The 20,175-nt window shown below is 66.8% G+C and carries 21 protein-coding genes and 1 tRNA gene; 8 read left to right on the top strand and 14 right to left on the bottom strand.

All coding sequences use genetic code 11. The features are described 5' to 3' along the window. Positions 1 to 36: 36 nt before the first annotated feature. The 4 genes from ACOQOU_RS11300 to ACOQOU_RS11285 all read right to left on the bottom strand — a co-directional run bounded on the left by ACOQOU_RS11300 (position 37) and on the right by ACOQOU_RS11285 (position 3,336). The gene (locus ACOQOU_RS11300; protein WP_109767840.1) at positions 37 to 507 is read right to left on the bottom strand and encodes a (2Fe-2S)-binding protein; all 471 of its coding nucleotides are present in this window, start codon (positions 505 to 507) and stop codon (positions 37 to 39) included. 67 nt (positions 508 to 574) lie between these two features. Next, positions 575 to 1,066, bottom strand: coding sequence for an SRPBCC family protein (locus tag ACOQOU_RS11295; RefSeq protein WP_109767741.1), 492 nt, complete (start codon positions 1,064 to 1,066; stop codon positions 575 to 577). A gap of 108 nt (positions 1,067 to 1,174) precedes the next feature. After that, a complete protein-coding gene (locus ACOQOU_RS11290) occupies positions 1,175 to 2,395 on the bottom strand; it encodes a vWA domain-containing protein (protein WP_306026466.1) in 1,221 nt (406 codons plus the stop codon). Continuing rightward, positions 2,395 to 3,336, bottom strand: coding sequence for an AAA family ATPase (locus ACOQOU_RS11285; RefSeq protein WP_420578717.1), 942 nt, complete (start codon positions 3,334 to 3,336; stop codon positions 2,395 to 2,397). The genes ACOQOU_RS11290 and ACOQOU_RS11285 overlap by 1 nt, the downstream gene beginning before the upstream one ends. 97 nt (positions 3,337 to 3,433) lie before the next feature. On the opposite strand from ACOQOU_RS11285, the gene ACOQOU_RS11280 reads away from it, so the two are divergent. Continuing rightward, a complete protein-coding gene (locus tag ACOQOU_RS11280) occupies positions 3,434 to 4,384 on the top strand; it encodes an XdhC family protein (RefSeq protein WP_306026464.1) in 951 nt (316 codons plus the stop codon). After that, positions 4,381 to 4,953 carry a nucleotidyltransferase family protein gene (locus ACOQOU_RS11275; RefSeq protein WP_306026463.1) on the top strand — a complete coding sequence of 191 codons (573 nt, stop codon included), beginning with the start codon at positions 4,381 to 4,383 and terminating at the stop codon, positions 4,951 to 4,953. The genes ACOQOU_RS11280 and ACOQOU_RS11275 overlap by 4 nt, the downstream gene beginning before the upstream one ends. Positions 4,954 to 4,972: 19 nt before the next feature. On the opposite strand, the gene ACOQOU_RS11270 is transcribed toward ACOQOU_RS11275, so the two are convergent. Both ACOQOU_RS11270 and ACOQOU_RS11265 read right to left on the bottom strand, forming a co-directional pair. Continuing rightward, positions 4,973 to 5,440, bottom strand: coding sequence for a hypothetical protein (locus tag ACOQOU_RS11270; protein ID WP_306026462.1), 468 nt, complete (start codon positions 5,438 to 5,440; stop codon positions 4,973 to 4,975). 134 nt (positions 5,441 to 5,574) lie between these two features. After that, positions 5,575 to 5,649, bottom strand: a tRNA-Phe gene (locus tag ACOQOU_RS11265). A 184-nt stretch (positions 5,650 to 5,833) separates the two neighbouring features. On the opposite strand from ACOQOU_RS11265, the gene ACOQOU_RS11260 reads away from it, so the two are divergent. Next, the gene (locus ACOQOU_RS11260) at positions 5,834 to 6,898 is read left to right on the top strand and encodes a Gfo/Idh/MocA family protein (protein WP_306026461.1); all 1,065 of its coding nucleotides are present in this window, start codon (positions 5,834 to 5,836) and stop codon (positions 6,896 to 6,898) included. Between the two features lie 5 nt (positions 6,899 to 6,903). Here ACOQOU_RS11260 and ACOQOU_RS11255 read toward each other — a convergent pair whose 3' ends face one another. Continuing rightward, complete coding sequence (locus ACOQOU_RS11255) at positions 6,904 to 7,305, bottom strand: hypothetical protein (protein WP_109767839.1); 402 nt, start codon at positions 7,303 to 7,305, stop codon at positions 6,904 to 6,906. 151 nt (positions 7,306 to 7,456) lie between these two features. Here ACOQOU_RS11255 and ACOQOU_RS11250 point away from each other — a divergent pair, with 151 nt between their 5' ends. Beyond that, positions 7,457 to 7,804: a DUF952 domain-containing protein gene (locus ACOQOU_RS11250; RefSeq protein WP_306026460.1), complete on the top strand. Its 348-nt coding sequence runs from the start codon at positions 7,457 to 7,459 to the stop codon at positions 7,802 to 7,804. After that, positions 7,804 to 8,898: a quinone-dependent dihydroorotate dehydrogenase gene (locus ACOQOU_RS11245; protein ID WP_306026459.1), complete on the top strand. Its 1,095-nt coding sequence runs from the start codon at positions 7,804 to 7,806 to the stop codon at positions 8,896 to 8,898. The genes ACOQOU_RS11250 and ACOQOU_RS11245 overlap by 1 nt, the downstream gene beginning before the upstream one ends. Before the next feature lie 2 nt (positions 8,899 to 8,900). On the opposite strand, the gene ACOQOU_RS11240 is transcribed toward ACOQOU_RS11245, so the two are convergent. Beyond that, the gene (locus tag ACOQOU_RS11240) at positions 8,901 to 10,247 is read right to left on the bottom strand and encodes an MATE family efflux transporter (RefSeq protein ID WP_306026458.1); all 1,347 of its coding nucleotides are present in this window, start codon (positions 10,245 to 10,247) and stop codon (positions 8,901 to 8,903) included. Positions 10,248 to 10,353: 106 nt separating this feature from the next. On the opposite strand from ACOQOU_RS11240, the gene ACOQOU_RS11235 reads away from it, so the two are divergent. Continuing rightward, the gene (locus ACOQOU_RS11235) at positions 10,354 to 11,298 is read left to right on the top strand and encodes a histone deacetylase (RefSeq protein ID WP_109766882.1); all 945 of its coding nucleotides are present in this window, start codon (positions 10,354 to 10,356) and stop codon (positions 11,296 to 11,298) included. On the opposite strand, the gene ACOQOU_RS11230 is transcribed toward ACOQOU_RS11235, so the two are convergent. From ACOQOU_RS11230 to ACOQOU_RS11220, 3 genes are all read right to left on the bottom strand, one after another. After that, complete coding sequence (locus ACOQOU_RS11230; RefSeq protein ID WP_306026457.1) at positions 11,258 to 11,524, bottom strand: DUF6460 domain-containing protein; 267 nt, start codon at positions 11,522 to 11,524, stop codon at positions 11,258 to 11,260. The two genes, ACOQOU_RS11235 and ACOQOU_RS11230, sit on opposite strands and share 41 nt — an antisense overlap. Positions 11,525 to 11,585: 61 nt before the next feature. Beyond that, positions 11,586 to 13,319 (bottom strand): cisplatin damage response ATP-dependent DNA ligase, encoded by a 1,734-nt coding sequence (locus tag ACOQOU_RS11225; RefSeq protein WP_306026456.1) that lies wholly within the window; start codon positions 13,317 to 13,319, stop codon positions 11,586 to 11,588. A 172-nt stretch (positions 13,320 to 13,491) separates the two neighbouring features. After that, complete coding sequence (locus ACOQOU_RS11220; protein ID WP_109766885.1) at positions 13,492 to 14,502, bottom strand: ligase-associated DNA damage response exonuclease; 1,011 nt, start codon at positions 14,500 to 14,502, stop codon at positions 13,492 to 13,494. 77 nt (positions 14,503 to 14,579) lie between these two features. Between ACOQOU_RS11220 and ACOQOU_RS11215 the strand changes: the two genes are divergently transcribed. Both ACOQOU_RS11215 and pdeM read left to right on the top strand, forming a co-directional pair. After that, positions 14,580 to 17,129: a ligase-associated DNA damage response DEXH box helicase gene (locus ACOQOU_RS11215; RefSeq protein ID WP_420578886.1), complete on the top strand. Its 2,550-nt coding sequence runs from the start codon at positions 14,580 to 14,582 to the stop codon at positions 17,127 to 17,129. Positions 17,130 to 17,140: 11 nt separating this feature from the next. Then, entirely contained in the window at positions 17,141 to 17,848 is a 708-nt protein-coding gene (gene pdeM / locus ACOQOU_RS11210; RefSeq protein WP_420578885.1) for a ligase-associated DNA damage response endonuclease PdeM, read from the top strand. Between the two features lie 6 nt (positions 17,849 to 17,854). Here pdeM and ACOQOU_RS11205 read toward each other — a convergent pair whose 3' ends face one another. The 3 genes from ACOQOU_RS11205 to ACOQOU_RS11195 are packed head-to-tail and all read right to left on the bottom strand — an operon-like array spanning position 17,855 to position 20,092. Next, a complete protein-coding gene (locus ACOQOU_RS11205) occupies positions 17,855 to 18,319 on the bottom strand; it encodes a DUF3429 domain-containing protein (RefSeq protein WP_306026454.1) in 465 nt (154 codons plus the stop codon). Between the two features lie 2 nt (positions 18,320 to 18,321). Then, positions 18,322 to 19,167: a TIGR02186 family protein gene (locus tag ACOQOU_RS11200; protein WP_109766889.1), complete on the bottom strand. Its 846-nt coding sequence runs from the start codon at positions 19,165 to 19,167 to the stop codon at positions 18,322 to 18,324. A 1-nt stretch (position 19,168) separates the two neighbouring features. Continuing rightward, the gene (locus ACOQOU_RS11195; RefSeq protein WP_109766890.1) at positions 19,169 to 20,092 is read right to left on the bottom strand and encodes a sulfite exporter TauE/SafE family protein; all 924 of its coding nucleotides are present in this window, start codon (positions 20,090 to 20,092) and stop codon (positions 19,169 to 19,171) included. Positions 20,093 to 20,175: the final 83 nt, after the last annotated feature.

Genomic DNA, 20,175 nt, shown 5'->3' with positions numbered 1-20,175 from the left:
TGCCTCATGATGCCGCCCGGATGATCCTCCGCATGCTCACATGCTGGCGGCCGCGTCTTTGATCGACCGGACGATGTTGTGATAGCCGGTGCAGCGGCAGATATTACCCTCCAGCTCGTGCCGGATCGCGTCGTCGGTCAGCTCCTTGCCCTCGGCCTTGTAGCGGTTGATCATGTCGATGCCGCTCATGATCATGCCCGGCGTGCAGAAGCCGCATTGCAGCCCGTGATTTTCATTGAAGGCCACCTGCATGGGGTGCAGTTCGCCATTGGCGAGCCCCTCGACCGTGGTCACCTCGGCACCGTCCAGCGAGGCGGCCAGCACGGTGCACGACTTGACCGCCTTGCCGTCCACATGGACGACGCACGCGCCGCACTGGCTGGTGTCGCAGCCGACATGGGTGCCGGTCAGCCGCAAATGCTCGCGCAGGAAATCGCTCAGCAGCGTCTCGCCCGGCACATCGCCGCTGGCGGCCTTGCCGTTCACGGTCATCGTCACACTGGTCATCCATTCCTCCTCTTTTCCGGTGTCGCGCCCGTCCGGGCCACCGGCATGGTGATGCACGCGGGTCCGGTCAGGCCTTTTCGGCCGTCTCTGCGTCCCCGGCGACTTCGTCCCGGGCGTCCTTGCCGCCCAAATGATCGTGGAAGTTCTCGAAGAACTTGTCGGCCAGCTTCTTGGCGGTCGAATTGATCAGCCGGCTGCCGAGGCGGGCCAGCTTGCCGCCAACGGTTGCCTGCGCCTCATAGGTCAGCAGCGTGTGACCGTCGCCATCGGTCAGCCGCACGTCGGCGCCGCCCTTGGCAAAGCCCGCAACGCCGCCCTTGCCTTCGCCCTGAATGGTGTAGCTTTCCTCGACGATGATGTTGACCAGTTCGACCTCGCCGGCGAACTTCGCCTTCACGGGGCCGATCTTCTGGACGACCTTGGCGGTCATGGTCGTGTCGGAGGTCATCTCCAGCTCTTCACAGCCGGGAATGCATGCGCGCAGCACGTCGGGATCGTTCAGTGCCTGCCAGACAGCCGCCCGCGGGGCGGCAATCTGGTATTCACCCGTCATGTCCATGACGCTCCTCCGGTGAATGCTTGTCGTTGTTGTCCTTCGATGATGGCGCGGCCCAATTTGGAATGCAACTCATTCTAATGTCGCGGATTGCGCTTTTTCGATGCGGTCTCACGCGGCGCGCATGTCCTGCCGGCCTTCGGTCAGTGCGCGCGTCAGATCGGCCAGGCTGTCGAGCGAATGGCAGGCATGGAACCGGTCGACATGGGGCATCATCGCGCGGATGCCGCCGGCGAGCGGCGCGAACCCGGCATAGCGCAGGAGCGGGTTCAGCCAGATGAGCTGGCGGCACGACAGGTGCAGCCGCTCCATCTGGGCCGAGAGCAGGTCGGCGTCGCCGCGCTCCAGCCCGTCGGTGATCAAAAGAACCACGGCGCCCTGGCCGAGCACGCGGCGCGACCAGTCCCGGTTGAAGCTCTCGATCGCCGCGCCGATGCGCGTGCCGCCCTCCCAGTCCGTCGCATCGTGACCGACCGCCGCCAGCGCCCGGTCGGGGTCCTTGAGGTGCAGCGCGCGGGTGATGTTGGTCAGATGCGTGCCGAAGGTGAAGGCGTGGACATGGCGCCAGTCGCGCACCCGCGCCCAGGTCAGCGCGTGCAGGAAATGCATCATCATGCGCGAATAGGTGCTCATCGATCCGGAAATGTCGCACAGGGCGACAAGATCCGGCGGCCGCTCGCGCGGCACGATGGTAACGACCCGCTCGATCTCGCCGGCGCGGCGCAGCGACCCGCGCATGGTGGCGCGGAAATCGGGCCGGGTTCCGACCGGCGAACGGCGCGCGCGCCGCGTGCGAACCGGGCGGACGGGCAGCCGCATCGCCTCGATGGCGCGCGCCGCGCGCGCCAGCTCAGTGGCGCTCATCTGCTCGAAATCCATCGCCCGCAGCGTCTCGGTTTCCGACCAGGACAGTTGCGCGTCGATCTCGACCTCGGTGCGCACCGGCGCGTCGGCAGATGCCTTGGGCGCATCGCCCAACGCCTCGGAGGCGCGCCGTTCGGCGGCCTTTTTCTTCTTCTCCTCGGTCTCGCCCCGGATCATCGGCGACAGAAGGCGGATCATCTTTTCGAGATATTCGGGATCGCGCCAGAACATGGTGAACACCTGGTGGAAGACGTCCAGATGCTCGGCGCGGGTGATCAGCGTCGCGCGCAGCAAATGGTAGAAATCGTCGCGCCGGGAGAAGCCGGCGACCGCCGCCGCGCGCACCGCATCGCGGACCTGGCTGGTGCCGACCGGCACGCCGGCCTTACGCAGGGCGCGGGCGAAATGAACGATATTGTCGGCCAGACGGCCCTTGGCGGGCTTTTCGGCGGCGGGCGCCCCGGCCATCAGCTGCCGGTGTCGGCGAGCTTCGCCCGCGCCTCGTCGAGAATGCGCGTGACCTCGTAGCCGGCCATGCGGGCAATGTCGTCCTGATATTTGAGGATCGCCCCGAGCGTGTCGGAAATCACCTCGGGCGACAGAGCGACCGTGTCGAGCGCGACAAGGCACTTGGCCCAGTCGATGGTCTCGGCGACGCCGGGGTTCTTGAACAGGTCCGCCCCGCGCAGACCCTGGACGAAGGCGACGATCTCCGCCGAAAGGGTTTCGGTCGCTTCGGGCACGCGGGCGCGCAGGATGTCCATCTCGCGGTCGAAGTCCGGATAATCGACCCAGTGATAAAGGCAGCGGCGCTTGAGCGCATCATGGACCTCGCGCGTCCGGTTGGAGGTCAGGATCACCAGCGGCGGCTCGTCCGCGCGGATCGTGCCGAGTTCCGGGATCGTCACCTGATAGTCCGACAGGGCTTCGAGCAGGAACGCCTCGAACGGTTCGTCCGTGCGGTCGACCTCGTCGATCAGCAGGACGGGCGGGCCCTCGGCGTGCGGCTCCATCGCTTCCAGAAGCGGCCGGCGGATCAGGAAGTCGCCGGTGAACAGCTCCTGCTGCAACAGGTCGCGGTCGGCGTTGCCGGCGGCCTCGGCGGTTCGGATGGCGACCATCTGGGCCGTGAAGTTCCACTCATAGATTGCCGACGCGGCATCGAGACCCTCATAGCATTGCAGGCGGATCAGCCGTCGGCCGAGGCCGGAGGCGAGCGCCTTGGCGATCTCGGTCTTGCCGACGCCGGCCTCGCCTTCAAGAAAGAGCGGCTTGTCGAGCGTCATCGACAGGAAGGCGACGGTGGCAAGGCCGCGCCCGCAGACATAGTTCTCGCCGGCAAGAAGGGCGATCGTCTCGTCGATCGAGACCGGCGCGGGCGTGGCGGTCGTGTTGGCGGCATCCATCATGACCACAAGAGTTAGCGGGCATGCCGGCGGCTGTCCATTGCGCCAAGGGCGCAAACGCCTTGCCGCCCGATGGCAAAGCGATACAATCGCCAGCATCATGCTGACACGCGCACAAACCGTCCCGCCGCTCGATTTCGGGCCCAACCGCGCGCCGCTGGCCGCACTGGCGACGGCGCAAGAGGACGGCGTTCTGGCGGTCATCACCCGCACCGAAGGCCCCTCCTACCGCCCGGTCGGCGCGGTGATGGCGTTCCTGGCGGACGACATGCGTATCGGCACGCTGTCGTCGGGCTGCATCGAATCCGATCTGGCGCTCCATGCCGCCGAAACGCTCGACACCGGGACGCCCAAGACCGTGCTCTACGGACGCGGTTCGCCCTATATCGACATCCAGCTTCCCTGCGGCGGCGGGCTTGAAATCCTGCTGGTGCCGCGGCCCGACAAGGAGGCGCTCGCGAGAATGATCGAAACGCTCGACGCGCGCCGGCCCGCAACGCTCGTCATCGACCGCCAGACCGGGCAGATCGAAGAGCAAGAGGATGCGATTGCGTCCGAAAAGGGCCGGTTCGCGATCACGTTCGAGCCCGAACTGCAGTTCTTCATCTTCGGCAAGGGGCCCGAAGCCAGCACATTCGCCGGACTGGTCCAGTCCGCAGGCTATCCCAACCTTTTGCTGTCGCCCGACGAGGAAACGCTCGAAGCGGGCCGCGCGGCGGGGTGCGCCACGCATCATCTGGTCTCCAAGAGCATGCCATCGGGGGTTTCGCCGGACGGCTGGTCGTCGGTGGTCCTGTTCTTTCACGATCACGACTGGGAACCGCCGATCCTTGAGAGCGCGCTCGAAACCGATGCGTTCTATATCGGCGCGCAGGGCAGCAAGCGGGCGCGCGATGCGCGCCTGGCCGAACTCGAGGCGATGGGCGTTGCGGCGGAGGCACGCGAGCGCCTGCACGGGCCGATCGGGCTGGTGCCTTCGGCGCGCGATGCGCGCACGCTCGCCGTCTCGGTTCTCGCCGAGGTGCTGGCCGTCGCCAAAGCCGCCGTATGAGCCGATGCGGCCTTGTCCTGGCGGCCGGGCGGTCGGCGCGGTTCGGCACCGAAAACAAGCTCCTGGCATCGTTCCGGGGCAGGCCGCTGGGCGCCCATGCGGCGGAAACCATGGCTGCCGTTCCGCTCGATCACCGGCTGGTCGTGGTCGCCGACCCTGCGGTCGCCGCGCTGTTCGAGGATTTCGACGTGCTGACGATCCAAGAGCCCGACGCACCGCAATCGGCGAGCCTGGCGCTCGGCGCCCGGCACGCCATGCAACTGGGCGCGACACGGCTGCTCGTCGTGCTGGCGGACATGCCGCTGGTGAACGCCGCACTGATGGGCGCGGTGCTGAACCGCTGCACCGATGACAGCCCATCGGCGGCGACCGACGGCACGCGCGCAATGCCGCCCGCCTGTTTCGGCGGCACACGGATCGACGCGCTCACGAAACTGTCGGGCGATCGCGGCGCGGCCTTGCTGCTTGCGGACCTGCCGCCCGACCGTCTTGTCGCGGCTCCGCCGGGCATGCTGGCCGATGTCGATACCGTCGCCGACCTTGACCGGATGCGTGCCGGGACGGATTGAAGCGCCGGACTGCGCGGCATCAGTGGGCGGCGAACAGGGCCTCGGCGTCCACCTTGCCGCCCCTTGGGCGGGTGTCGAGGCCGCGGAGGGCGGCCCCGTGGCGGCGGGCGACCGCATCGGCGGCGATCCGAACATCCTCGATCGCTTCGGCGAGCCGGCCGTGGAACCGCGGATCGGATGCGCCTATGGGCGCGATGTCGGAAAAGCGCAGGCGCCGGGGCAATGCGATACCGGCGGCTTGAAGGGCCGCGATCAGTCCATCGGCCAGAGCCGCGCGGCTTTGCGCGCCGCGCTGGAAATCGGTGACGTGAACATCGCCGCCCAGCGGCCGCTTGACCCGGACCCAGAACATCGGATCGCGCGCGCAGGCAACCTTGATGGCAAACTCGTCCACCGAGACCGCGTGCGAGAGGGTCGCTGCGCGGTCCTGCCGCGCCCGATCCAGGCTGATGATGTTCCCCGCCATGCGAACCGTCCCGATGCCCACTGCCGGTCATACAGTGCCGGCTCTGGCGACGGCGCTCAAGCTTATGGTTGACAAATGGTTAACGCGCCGGCGGCAAGCACGGCACGATCGCGGCCCGTTACGGACTTCGGGACGGTTCCTGACTGGTGAAGAAATGGTGCCCGGGGGCGGATTTGAACCACCGACACGCGGATTTTCAATCCGCTGCTCTACCCCTGAGCTACCCGGGCACGGGCGTTCGCGATCACAGGATCGGCCGGGCCGGAGGCCCGCTCAGAACGCGCGGGTTATAGCACCAAATACGATGCTGTCCAGACGAGCCCAACCGCTTTTTTGCGGGCCGACGGCGTTGGGGAATTGTTGATCGGTTTGCCGCACACTGGCGCCACGATAGGCCAATCAGGCGGGCGGATCATGGCGGGACAGACCGACGACACCAAACGGGAAGGCTTTGGCTGGGGCATCTGGGCGACCGGCACCATTGCGGCGCAGTTCGCCGCCGATCTCGACCATGTGCCGGGCGCGCGCCGCGCAGCGGTGTGCTCGCGGTCGATGGAGACCGCGCAGGCCTTTTCAGCCAAGCACGGGTTCGCATCGGCGCATGCCGACCTGGACGCGTTTCTCGCCGATCCCGCCGTCGATGCGGTCTATATCGCCTCGCCCCATACCGAACATTGCGCGCAGGCGCTTCGGGCCATCGCGGCGGGCAAGCCGGTGCTGATCGAAAAGCCGGTGGCGATGACTTCGGACAAGGCGCGCACCATCGAGGACGCCGCGCAGAAGGCCGGCGTGTTCGCCATGGAGGCGCTTTGGACGCGGTTCCTGCCGGCCGTGCAGCGCGCCAAGGCGCTGATCGACGATGGGGCGATCGGCACCGTGCGCCGTGCCGAAGCCAGCCTCTTGTTCCACCGCCCGTTCGATCCGGAGCACCGCCTGTTCGATCCGGCGCGCGGCGGCGGGGTGCTGCACGATCTGGGCGTCTATCCGCTGTCGCTTGCAACGTTCCTGTTCGGGGCGCCCGCGTTTGAGCGAGGACGCTGGCAGGCCGCGCCGACCGGCGTCGACCGGGCGGCGGAGGTGGCGCTGACCTGCGGCAGCGTGCCGTTCACCGCCAAGGTCGGTTTCGTGGAGGACCCGGCCGCGGAGGGGCGCAACGATTTCATCGTTTATGGCGAGACGGGCACGCTGCGGATCGACCGGCATTTTCTGTCGGGGCCGTCGCTGACGCTGTGGGACAGGCCGCTCGAGACCACGCCGGACCCGCGCGGATGGGGCGAGAAGCTGGCGCGGCGTTTGCCCATGCCCGGCCGTACGGTCATGGATTTCGCCCGTCCCTCGCGCGGGCTGAACTTCCAGGCCGCCGCCGTGCAGGCGGCCATCGCCCGCGGTGAGACCGCCCATCCGGCGATGCCGCTGTCCGACAGCGCGGCAGTGCTTGCAATCATCGAACAGGTGCTGGCCGCCCCGCCGGAGAACTGATCGCGTCAGGTCCGGTCGGGTGCGCCCTCGAATTCCTCCACGATGCCCATGAAGCGGCGCATGAACTCTTCCATATAGCCAAGACCGCGCTCGAACTCCTCGGGATCGGGCAGGCCGTCGCGCTCGATCGCCGATCCGGCGCCGGAATTGAGCCGCCGCTCAAGTACCGCGACCCGCGCTTCGAGAGCGTCCAGCGCATCGAAGAAGGCGGCGCGCTCGTCGGCGCCCAGCCGGCAGACGACTTCGTCGCCTTCCAGCGCGCAGACCGACATCTCGCCGGTCTCGGTGTCCATGCGCACGAAACCGTCCTCTGTCGGTTCCATCACATAGCGGCCCGCGTCGGCGGCCACCGGGCCCGCCATGACGGTCAGGGCGGCAAGGCTGCCGCCGATGATCATTGCTCTCATCTGTTCCTCCTTGGCCGGTGCGCGGCCGGCATGTCCCTTTGCCGCTTTGTTTCCCACGACATTGCGCGGAATTTGTGATGGCCGGTGGACAAGGCGCGGCGGAACGCAAGCCGGTCTTCCGCCGGCACGGCGACCGGTCTAAAGGGTCGGCATGGGCACGCTCATCTACAAGATCGCGACGCGGGCGCAATGGGCCAAAGCCGAGGCCGATGGTGTCTTTGCCGGCGCGCCGATCGATCTGGCGGACGGCTACATTCATTTCTCGACCGCCGACCAGGCGCGGGAGACCGCCGCCAAGCACTTTGCCGGGCAAAACGATCTCCTTCTGGTCGCGGTGCGCGCCGAAGCGCTGGGCGCGGCTCTCAGACATGACGTCTCGCGCGGCGGGGCGCTGTTTCCGCATCTTTACGCGCCGCTCGACCTGACCCATGTCGCCTGGGTGCGACCGCTGCCGCTGGGCGATGACGGCGCGCACATCTTCCCGCCAATGGACGCGTGATGCGCGATCGCCTGACCGACCGGCTCGGCCGCTGGCTGATGTTCCGCTTCGACCCGGAGACGGCGCACGGGCTGGCGATCAAGGGGCTGAAGTCGGGATCGCTGCCCGCACGCCCCGCCGATGCCGATCCGCGTTTGGCCGTTGCGATGGCGGGCGTCGCCTTTCCCAATCCGCTCGGCGTCGCCGCCGGGTTCGACAAGAATGCCGAGGTGCCCGACGCGCTTCTCAGGCTCGGTTTCGGCTTTACCGAGATCGGCACGGTGACGCCGCGCGCCCAGCCGGGCAACTCCAAACCGCGCATCTTCCGGCTGACCGGGGACCGCGCAGTCATCAACCGGCTGGGCTTCAACAATGACGGTCACGAGGCCGCCTGGCACCGGCTCGATGCGCGGCACGATACGGGGATCGTCGGCGTCAATATCGGCGCCAACAAGGATACCGACGACAAGGCCGCCGACTATGTGGCCGGGCTCGAGCGGTTCTACACGCTCGCCGCCTATTTCACGGTCAACATCTCCTCGCCCAACACGCCGGGACTGCGCGATCTGCAGACGCGCGGCGCGCTAGCCGATCTTCTGGCGCGCGTCGGCGAAGCGCGCATGAGGCAGATCGAGGAGACGGGCCGGCGCGTGCCGGTCCTTTTGAAGATCGCACCGGACATCACCGAGGCCGATCTCGACGACATCGTCGCCGAGGTGCTCGACAAGGCGATCGACGGGATGATCGTCTCCAACACGACCCTGTCGCGGGCCGGGATTTCCGACGATCCGGGCGAGGCGGGCGGGTTGTCCGGCGCGCCCCTGTTCGAGCGCTCGACCATCGTGCTGGCCAAAGCGCGCCAGCGCGCCGGGCCGGATCTCGCCCTGATCGGCGTGGGCGGTGTCGACAGCGCGGAAACGGCGCTCGCCAAGATCGAGGCGGGCGCCGATCTGGTGCAGCTCTATACGGGCATGATCTATCGCGGTCCGACGATCGCCGGGCGCATCTGCGCAGGCCTTTCGGACGCACTCGACGCGCGCGGCGCCGACCGGATCGGCGATCTGCGCGATCTCAAGGTCGAGGACTGGGCGTCGAAACCGATCCCGCCGCAATAGGTTCAGCCGAAGACGCGCCGCGCGCGCGACGGCAGGATCGCCAGCAGCGTCAACCCGCGCAGGCCCAGAAACAGGTTGAGCGCGAACCACAGACCGTGATTGCCGAAGACCGGCGTCAGCCCGTAGCCGGCGGCGATGAAGACGGCCAGCGACAGCAGCATCATGTTGCGCATGTCGACCGACCATGTCGCGCCGATATAGACGCCGTCCATCTGGAAGGCGAGGACGCCGGCGATGGCGGTAAAGGCCGCCCAGACAAGGAAGATGCGCGCCTCGGCCCGCACCTCTTGGGCCGTGGTCATGATCTCGATGAACCAGTTGCCGGCCACCAGCACGACCAGCGTCGTGAAGCCGGCCAGCACGAACCCCCAAAACGCCGTCAGCCGGACAGCGCGCCAGAACGGCTTCGGATGGCGGCCGCCGACGGCGCGCCCGACCAGCTGTTCGGCGGCAACGGCGAAACCGTCCAGATAGTAACCGGCGATGAAGAAGAAATTCATCAGGATTGCGTTGGCCGCCAGCGTGACCGCGCCGAACTGCGCGCCGATGCGCGTGAACAGCGCGAAACTGGCGACCAGGGCGAAGGAGCGGATCATGATGTCGCGGTTGAGGACGATCAGCGCGAGGAAGGACGGCCGGTCGAGGATACGCGCCCGGGACGGGGCATGGCGCCTGTCGAAGCCGCGCCACAGCCAGACGAGGGCGCCGATGGCGACGATGCTCTCGCCGATCACGGTCGCCCAGGCGACGCCGGCAACGTTCCATTCCAGCCAGAGGCCGAGCGCGATCGACAGAACGATGTTGATGCCGTTGATCAGCGACTGAACGATCAGCGCCGCGACGGCCCGCGCCTGTCCCAGCAGCAGGCCAAGGACCGCATAGTTGACCAAAGTGAACGGCGCGGCGAGGAAGCGGATCGTCACATAGGTGCGCGTTGCCTCGGCCACTGCATCGCCCGGCGCCATGAACCACAGGCCGACGTCGCGGATGACCGGCGCGAGCGGCAGCAGAAGCAGCCCGCCGACGATTGCGATCAGCACCGCGCGCCAGAAGACGGCCTGCTGCTCGGTTGCGTCGCCGCGCCCGACCGCCTGGGCGACGAGACCGGTCGTGCCCATGCGCAGAAAATTGAACATGATGAAGACGACATCGAACAGGATGGCGCCGATCGCCAGGCCGCCGATGAGCGCTGCGTCGCCGAACTGGCCGACCACCGCCGTGTCGACAATGCCGAGCAGTGGCGTCGTCAGATAGGCGAGCGTCATCGGCACGGCGATGGCGAACACCATGCGATTTGTGACCTCGAATTCCGAGGCGTCTTTGCTCCGGGCCGGATCAAGTGCGGACATTGCCATGCCCTGCCCGATGGGATGCTGCCGGACAAGCCGACAATTGTATCGGTGACAAGGCTGCCGACAGTTTGACTTCGGCCATGCGATGCTTACCTGCGGGACAATGCCGCTGCCGATCCTGCACAATCCCGCCTATGACGCGCTGTTCGATCCCGAGCACCGGTTTCCGATGGGCAAATATGCGCGGCTGGCCGAAGTGCTCATCGAGGACGGGCTGGCCGCGCCCGGCACCTTCATCGTGCCCGCGCCGGCGCCGCGCGACTGGGTCAAGCTGGCCCATGACGACACTTACGTGGATCAGGTCTATGCGTTCGACGTGCCGCGCGCGATCGAACGCGAGATCGGTTTCGAGGTGACGAAACGCACCTCGCTGCGCGCGCAATGCGCAACGACCGGCACGGTACTGGCCGCGCGGTTGGCGCTGGAACACGGCATTGCCTGCAACACGGCGGGCGGCAGCCATCATGCCCGCCATGCCCAGGGCGCCGGCTTCTGCACGTTCAACGATGTCGCGGTTGCCGCGCGGCTGCTGCTTGCCGACGGCGAGATTTCCAGCGCGCTGGTGCTCGATCTCGACGTTCACCAGGGCGACGGCACGGCGGAGATCTTCGCCGCCGACGCACGCGTCTTCACCGCATCGATCCATGCCGAGAAAAACTATCCGGTGCGCAAGAAGGCCTCCGACTTCGACCTCGGCCTGCCGGACGGAGTCGGCGATTCAGCCTATCTCAAAACGCTGGCGCTGGTGCTCGAGGAACTGCGGGTCCGTGCTCCGTCACCCGATATCGTCTTCTACAATGCCGGCGTCGACGTGCATGGCGAGGACCGGCTGGGCCGGCTGGCGCTGACGAACCATGGCATCGAGCGGCGCGAACGGATGGTGATCAGCCATTTCCGCATGCGCGGCATTCCCGTATGTGGCGTGATCGGCGGCGGCTATTCGCGCGATGTCGACGCGCTGGCACGCCGGCATGCGCTGCTGCACCATGTCGCCGACGAGTTTTCGTTCAGCGTTCCGACCGGTAGCTCAAAAGCCGCGCGAGGATAAAGAGCGGAATGACGATGCTGGCGCCGAGGATCAGCCAGTCGCCGAAACGGCCGAGCGCCGCCCAGCCGCTTTGCCACAGATTGACGGCGAAGTCGCGCAGGCCCCACCAGATGTCGAGCGGCGCGAGGCCGAAGACATTCATCACCGCGCCGACGAGCAGCGACACCACCACCAGCTTGATGACGGTGCGACCGACCGTGTCGCCGAGAAGCTGACGTGTGTTCATGCGCCCGTGCTCCGTTGTTCGAGAGCGGACCTAAGCGGCAAATGCGGCAACCGCAAGGGCGTCAGTCGAGCATCGCTTTAAGCGTTTCGAGCCGGTCGGCCTCGAAGGGCGGCTTGTCCCATCTGAGGCGCGAGATGCGCGGAAAACGCATGGCGACGCCGGATTTGTGGCGTGTCGAGCGGTTCAACCCCTCGAATGCGACTTCCAGCACCAGCCCGTGATCGGGCTCGGCGCGCACCGACCGCACCGGGCCGAAACGCTCAACCGTGTTGTCGCGCACGAACTTGTCGATCTGTTTGAGTTCCTCGTCGGTGAAGCCGAAATAGGCCTTGCCGACCGGCACGAGCGCGGGGTCGTCGGCTTCGCCGGTCCAGACGCCGAACGTATAGTCGGAATAAAAGCTCGACCGCTTGCCGTGGCCGCGCTGCGCATACATCAGCACCGCATCGATCAGGAACGGATCGCGCTTGAACTTGAACCATGGCCCCTTCGGCCGGCCGGGGACGTAGGTGCTGTCCCGGCGCTTGAGCATCAATCCCTCGATGATCGGGGCCGGCGGCGCGTTGCGCTTTGCCGCGACCTCCTCCCAGGTCTTGAACGGCACGAGCGGCGACAGGTCGAACCGGTCGGCCGGCAACGTCGCGACAAAGGCTTCAAGCCGGGCGCGGCGGGTCTCGAACGGCAGCGGCCGCAAATCGTCCCCGCCCTCCTGCAGAAGATCGTAAGCGCGCACGAAGGCCGGGAATTTCGCCTGCTGTTTGGCCGAGACGGTCTTTCGGTTGAGGCGCTGCTGGAGATCGCCGAACGTGCCGGCGCGGATCGCACCATCCTCGAAATGACCGACCAGCAGTTCGCCGTCGATTGAGCCTTCGAAATCCATCGCGGCAAGAAGATCGGGAAAAGAGCGGGAAATGTCGTCGCCGGTGCGCGAATAGATGCGCGCGACGCCCTTTTCGGCGGTCACCTGCACGCGGATGCCGTCCCATTTCCATTCGGCGCAATAGTCGGCCGGATCGTAGCGGGCGAGGTCTTCGGTATCGGCCGGGTTGGCCAACATGACGGGCCGGAACGGCGCGGCGGCGGCGCTTTCGGGCTTGGGCGCTTTCCCTTCGAGCCATGCGAACAGGTTCGTATAGGGGATGGCGAGCCCGTGCCAGAGTTCCTCGATCTCGGTGACGTCCTTGCCGCCGAAATCGGCCAGCGCCTGCTTGACCAGCCTCGACGAAACGCCGATGCGCATGCCGCCGGTGATCAGCTTCAGCAGCGCGTAACGGCCGGGCGGATCGAGCGCGTCGAGCCAGCGCTCGACCAGCCGCGGCCCGTCCGAGCGGGAGGAGATTTGGAGGGTTTCGACGATGGTGGCGAGGGGGAGGTCCGCATTCTTCACCTCCCCCTTGAGGGGAGGTCGGTGAGGATCGCGCAAGTGAGCCGAACCGGGTGGGGGTTCTTCACCATCGCTTACCCCCACCCCGACGCTGCGCGTCGACCCTCCCCTCAAGGGGGAGGGTGACGGGCGCTCTTCCTCAGCCGGCCAGATCAGGGACACCGTCTCGGCCAGGTCGCCGACGAAATCGTAGGAATAGCCGAACAGGACCGGATCGACCCGCGCCTCGACCAGCGCGCGGATCATCGCCGGCTTGACCGAGGGAATGTCGAGATCGCGGGTGATGGCGGCGATCGCATAGCCGCGATCGGGATCGGGGGTCGCGGCTATGTAATCGACGATCAGCCGGAGCTTGGCGTTGCGCGATGGCGTGAGAACAAGGGCGTCGAGGAGGGCGGCGAAGGGTTTCATGGCAATAACCCCCACCCTTCATCCCTCCCCACAAGGGGGAGGGAAGACTTCGACATACCGCCACATTGGCTCACAATTCGAGCCTGGACCGAATATCGGTCCGACCGATGCGGTGCTCCTGTCTTCCCTCCCCCTTGTGGGGAGGGATGAAGGGTGGGGGAAAGCCGAACCATCACTCCGCCTCGTCCTCATAGCCGACCAGATTGAGCGGTTTGGCCCTGATCTGCGACAGTTCGCACCAGCGTACCAGCGCCTCCTCGCGGCCATGGGTCACCCAGACCTCGGAGGCGCCGGTATCCCGGATGGTCTGGGTCAGTTCGTCCCAGTCCGAATGATCCGACAGGATCAGCGGCAGTTCGACGCCGCGCTGCTTGGCCCGCTGGCGCACGCGCATCCAGCCCGAGGCGAAGCAGGCCACCGGGTCGGGAAAGCGCCGCGCCCATTTGTCGGCGAAGGCCGAGGGCGGCCCGACAATGATCTTGCCGGCAAACTGGTCCCTGGCGCCCTTGTCGATGGTCGCCGGCGCCAACGGACCGAGATCGATTCCCTGCCTCCGATAGTAGGTGCAGAGCTTTTCCATCGCGCCGTGAATGAAGATGGTCTCGGCGTATCCGGCCTTGCGGATCAGCGCGATGACCCGCTGCGCCTTGCCGAGCGCGTAGGCGCCGACCAGATGCGCCCGCTCAGGGAAGCGCGCGACGCTGTCGAGCAGCCGCGCGATCTCGCCGCCATCGTCGGGATGGATGAAGACCGGCAGCCCGAAGGTCGCTTCGGTGATGAAGACATCGCAGGGCACCACTTCGAAGCCCGCGCAAGTGGGATCGGCGCGGCGCTTGTAGTCGCCCGAGGCGACGATGCGGGTGCCACCGGCCTCGACGGCGATCTGCGCCGAACCGAGCACATGACCGGCCGGGTGGAACGAGACGGTGACGCCGTTGATGGTGACCGCTTTGCCGAGCGTCGCCTCCTGCGTGGCGCCGGCGAAATTCTCCCCGTAGCGGATGCCCATAATGTCGAGTGTTTCACGTGTGGCCATCACGTGGGCGTGGCCGGCGCGGGCATGGTCGGCATGGCCATGGGTGATCAGCGCACGATCGACCGGCTTGACCGGGTCGATGAAAAAGTCGCCCGGCGGGCAATAGAGCCCCTTGTCGGTCGGGTGCAGCAGCTTGTCGGGTTTCATGCTCCGCAAGATAGATGCCGACCTTTTTCACGCAAGGCGCATTGCAGAACTTTTCGGGAACGCTAATCTCCCCGCCAATGAGCGTCATCGACACATCGCGGCCGGCGCAGGCCGACATGTTTGCCCTGCCCAGACCGTTCGTCGACTGGTTCGCGACCAAGGGCTGGCAGCCGCGCGCGCATCAATTGGAGCTTCTGGCCAAGGCCGAGGCGGGGCTGTCGACGCTTTTGATCGCGCCGACCGGCGCCGGCAAGACGCTGGCCGGGTTCCTGCCCGCGCTGACCGATCTGGCGCGGCGCGGCAAGCCGAAGCCGGGCTCGATCAGACCGGGCGTCCACACGCTCTATATCTCGCCGCTGAAGGCGCTCGCCGTCGATATCGAACGCAATCTCGGCGTGCCCGTGGGCGAGATGGACCTGCCGGTCACCATCGAAACCCGCACCGGCGACACGCCCGCCTCCAAGCGCCAGCGCCAGAAGCTGGCGCCGCCCGACATCTTGCTGACAACGCCCGAACAGGTGGCGCTGCTGTTGTCGCACAAGGATGCCGACCGGTTCTTTGCCGATCTGCGCTATGTGATCTTCGACGAGTTGCATTCGCTGGTTACCTCCAAGCGCGGGCAGTTGCTTTCGCTCGGTCTGGCGCGATTACGGATGCTGCAACCGGAACTCCAGACGATCGGCCTTTCGGCGACCGTGGCCGAACCGGACGAGTTGCGGCGGTGGCTGGTGCGGCAGGCCTCCGGCGCGGACGCCCTGTCCGAACTGATCACCGTCGATGGCGGGGCGACGCCCGAGATCACCATTTTGAAGTCCGACGACCGCATTCCCTGGTCCGGCCATTCGGCGCGCTATGCGCTGCCGGACGTCTATGAGGCGATCAAGGCGCACGGCACGACGCTGATCTTCGTCAATACGCGCAGCCAGGCCGAGCTGATCTTCCAGGCGTTGTGGACGCTGAACGAGGACAGCCTGCCGATCGCCTTGCATCACGGTTCCCTCGATGTCGGGCAAAGGCGGCGCGTCGAAGCGGCGATGGGCCAGAGCGCGCTGCGCGCGGTCGTCGCCACCTCGACGCTCGATCTGGGCATCGACTGGGGCGATGTCGATCTGGTCGTCCATGTCGGTTCGCCCAAGGGCGCCAGCCGGCTGGCGCAGCGGATCGGCCGCGCCAACCACCGGATGGACGAACCGTCCAAGGCAATCCTCGTGCCGGCCAACCGGTTCGAGGTGATGGAATGCCAGGCCGCGCTCGATGCCAACTATCTGGGCGCGCAGGACACGCCGCCGATCGAGCCGGGCGCGCTCGACGTTCTGTGCCAGCATATTCTGGGCATGGCATGTTCGGCGCCGTTCGATGCCGACGCTCTTTATGCCGAAGTGACGGGCGCTGCGCCTTATGCGGACCTCGACCGTCGGACCTTCGACCGTTGCGTCCATTTCGTCGCCCATGGCGGCTATGCGCTGCAATCCTATGAGCGCTATGCCAAGATCAAGCAGACGAAAGACGGCACTTGGCGCATCGCGCACCCGGCCGTCGCCCAGCAATACCGGCTGAACGCCGGCACCATCGTCGCCGCGCCGGAGCTGACCGTGCGGCTGGTGCGGCCGGGTGCCGGCGGCAAGGGGCGCGGCGGGCGCGTGCTCGGTAAGATCGAGGAGATCTTTCTCGAACAGCTTGTCTATGGCGACACGTTCCTGTTTGCCGGCAAAGTACTGCGCTTCGAGGGCATCCGCGAGAGCGAGGCGTTTGCCTCCAACGCGCCGACCCTTGAAGCAAAAGTGCCCGCCTATATGGGCGGCAAATTCCCGACCACGACCTATCTGTCGGCCCAGGTGCGCAAGATGCTGGCCGACCCGGCGCAATGGCATCGGCTGCCCCCGCAGGTCTCCGAATGGCTCGGCTACCAGAAGCAGAATTCGGTGGTGCCCGGCGCCGACGACATGCTGGTCGAGACCTTTCCCCGCGGCGAGCGCTTCTACATGGTCGCCTACCCGTTCGAGGGGCGGCTTGCGCACCAGACGCTGTGCATGCTGCTGACGCGGCGGCTGGAACGCGCCAAGGCGCGGCCGATCGGCTTCGTCGCCTCCGACTATGCCGTGGCGATCTGGGGCCTGAAAGACATGGGTGCGATGATAGGCGGGGGCGATCTGTCGCTGACCGAATTGTTCGCGCAGGACATGCTGGGCGACGATCTGGAGGCCTGGCTCGACGAGAGTTTCGTCTTCAAGCGCTCGTTCCGCTATTGCGCGCTGATCGCCGGGCTGATCGACAAGCGCCATCCGGGCAAGGAGAAGACCGGCCGGCAGGTCACCGTCTCGACCGACCTGATCTACGACGTGCTGCGCACGCACGAGCCGGACCACATCCTGCTGCAGGCAACCCGCAACGATGCGCGGGCCGGCTATCTCGATGTCGGCCGGGTGAACGCGCTGCTGGCTCGCATCAAGGGGCGAATCGTGCATAAGGGGCTGGACCGGATTTCGCCGCTGGCGGTGCCGGTGATGCTGGAGATCGGCAAGGAGCCGGTGATCAGTTCGGAGACCGGCGACGCGCTGATGGCCGAAAAGGCGATGGAAACCGAAGCACTGGTGCGCGAGGCGATGGGCGAGGACATGCTGGACTGATGCGACCGGCCCTGAAAACACCGCAGATGATGCAGGCCGGCGAGGCGCTGACGATCGATTTCGGCGGCGAGCGCGTGCTGCTCGATCCGGCCGGCATCGCCTTTTTTCCGGACACGCGGATGCTGGTGGTGTCCGATCTGCATCTGGAAAAGGGATCGTCGTTCGCGCGGCGCCGCATCTTCCTGCCGCCCTACGACACGCCGGCGACGCTGGCCCGGCTTGCGGCGCTGGTCGCCAAATACGAGCCGGCCATCATCGTCAGCCTGGGCGACAGCTTTCACGACGACGAAGCCAGCGAACGCCTGTCTGCCGACACGGCGAACGCGATCGAGGCGCTGGCCTGCGGGCGCACCATGATCTGGGTGACCGGCAATCACGACCCGTCGCCGCCGGCGAACATGCCGGGCGACAGCGTCGACAGCCTGGCCGCCGGCGCGATCACCTTCCGCCACATCGCGCAACACAGCCATCCCGGCTGCGAAGTGTCGGGCCATTACCATCCGGCGGCGATCCTGCGCGGGCGCGGCAAGACGGTGCGCCGGTCCTGTTTCGCGTCGGACGGCGCGCGGCTGATCATGCCGGCCTTCGGCGTCTATACGGGCGGGCTGAACGTGCGCGACAGGGCGCTTGCCGGCCTTTTCGATCTCGGCGCCTTCCGCGCCTACATGCAGGGCACAGACCGCATCTATCCGATCGGATGGCGCGACCTGATCGGCTGACCGGTTTCAGATGATCCGCGACAGCGCCGCCAGCAGCATCGTCGGCGCGACGAGCAGCGTCAGCGTCACCCGCAACAGGCCGAACCAGGCCGGCGCTTCGCCGCGCGCGACCAGCGCACGATCCCACCAGCCCATGGCCGCAAAGCCGATCGCATACATGACGAAGCCCCATGGGCCGGGCGCGAAAAACGCCGCCCAGGCCCAGAGCGATGGAACGACCGACAGAAGGAAGACGGGAATGACGGCCCGCTGATCGGGCGCATTGACCACCATGCCCCAGCGAATGCCGCCCAGAAACGACAATATGATCGCCGCATAGACGTTGAGCGCGGTCAGGCCGAGCGTATGGGCCAGGGTCGCGCTTGGCACGAACTGCGCGCCGGTCAGGACGGCGAACGGCACAAAACCCAGAAGCGCCAGCATGAACGGGGCGCGGCTGGCGATCTGTTCGGCATCCTCGTCCTCGACCATGGTCAGTCCTTCCTGAAGACGATGCGGCCCAGCCAGCCGACGAACAGGGCCAGCAGCACCGAGGTCAGACCATAATAGAGCGACTGGGTTCGGGCAAAGTCGGACACGGCATACTCGAAACCGGCCTTGGCGATGCGCAGCGGCGCCTCGGTCTGGCCCACCAGCTCGCCGTTGCGGAACAGATAGGCGCGGGCGCGGTGCTGGCCGAGCGGAACGTTGGCCGGCAGGGCCAACTCGGCGCGGAACAGCGATTGCGAGATGAACCGCACGCCGCCGGGAAACTCTTGATAAAGACCGTCACCGCGTTTGAGGCGCCTCAAGGCAGAGGTGAACTGCTCGACTTCGCGGGCCTGTTTCTTGTCGGGGTGCGGCTGGACGCGGATCTGTCCGACGCCGAGCGAAAGACGTGCCAGCGTGTCCAGGCTCGTGATGTCGCGCGCCAGCCGGGTCGACGCGATCAGATAGGATTGCGGCGTGTTGTCGAAGGACTGGCTTTCGACATTCATCCAGATGCCGAACACGCGGTCCTTGCGGCGCGCGACCAGCTCCGATCGCGGTCCTTCCAGGATAACGAAGATGTCGTAGCGGCCCTGCCGGTGGACGAGCGGATCGACATTGTCGATCGCGCCGAAGATCGTCAGGGCCTGACCGGTGAAATCGGAGGTGATGGCGACGGTTTCGGTCGACAGGCCGATCTCGATGCGCTCGGGCACCCGCGCCTGCTCGGCGGCGTTGGCCGCGGCCGCCGCATCGGTGTCGCCGACCGGCGCCGCTTCCTGCGCCGCTGCCGGAGTGCCGGTCAGCCCTGCTGCGAGGGCGACGAGGATGACGGCGCGGCGCAGGCCCATCTCAAAGCACCCCGCCGACGGTCAGCGTGAACAGTTCGTCGGGGACGATGAAGAGCGTATAGGCCAGACGCAGCGCCACCAAGAGAACCAGAATGGCGAGCATGGCGCGCAGCTGCTCGCCGCGCAGGCGCTGGCCGGCACGGGCGCCATATTGCGCGCCGGCGACGCCGCCGATCATCAGCAGCAGCGCCAGCATCACGTCGACGGTCTGGTTGGTCACCGCCTGGACGACGGTCGTATAGGCGGCCACGAAGATGATCTGGAACAGCGAGGTGCCGATGACGACATTGGTCGGCACCTTGAGCAGGTAGATCATGGCCGGCACCATGATGAAGCCGCCGCCGACGCCCATGATGGCCGCCAGCATGCCGATCACCGCGCCAAGACCGAGTACCGGGATGACGCTGACATAGAGCCGCGATGTCTTGAACCGCATCTTGAATGGCAGTTTGTGCACCCAGGTGTGCTGGCCCGGCCGGCGCAGCGACACCACCTCGCCCGAGCGCGCGCGGCGCAGCGCCCTGACGCTCTCGAACAGCATCAGGCCACCGACCGTGCCCAGGAAGACGACGTAGAGGATGGAGACGATCAGATCGAGCTGGCCGATGCCGCGCAGCAAGGAGTAGACGTAGACGCCCATCGTCGATCCGATCAGGCCGCCGGCGAGAAGCACCGCGCCCAGCTTGAAGTCGACGCCGCCGCGCTTGAGATGCGACAGGACGCCGGAGACCGAGGAGGCGACGATCTGGTTGGCGCCGGTGGCGACCGCCACGGCAGGAGGGATATTGTAGAAGATAAGGAGCGGCGTGATCAGAAAGCCGCCGCCGACGCCGAACATGCCCGACAGGAAGCCGACCGCCGCACCCATGCCCAAAAGAACAAGAATGTTCACGGACATTTCGGCGATCGGCAGATACAGCGCCACGGTTCACTCCAGAGCGGACGGGTTGGCCGCACCGCGCGACAAGGCGGGGGCTCGCTCCGTCATGCGCCGGGCATGGTGGCGAG

It is taken from the genome of Oceaniradius stylonematis (assembly GCF_965223445.1).
GTDB classification, from domain to species: domain Bacteria; phylum Pseudomonadota; class Alphaproteobacteria; order Rhizobiales; family Rhizobiaceae; genus Roseitalea; species Roseitalea stylonematis.
Note: the sequence above shows the minus strand (reverse complement) of the source record. Positions and strands in the feature narration are given on the sequence as shown.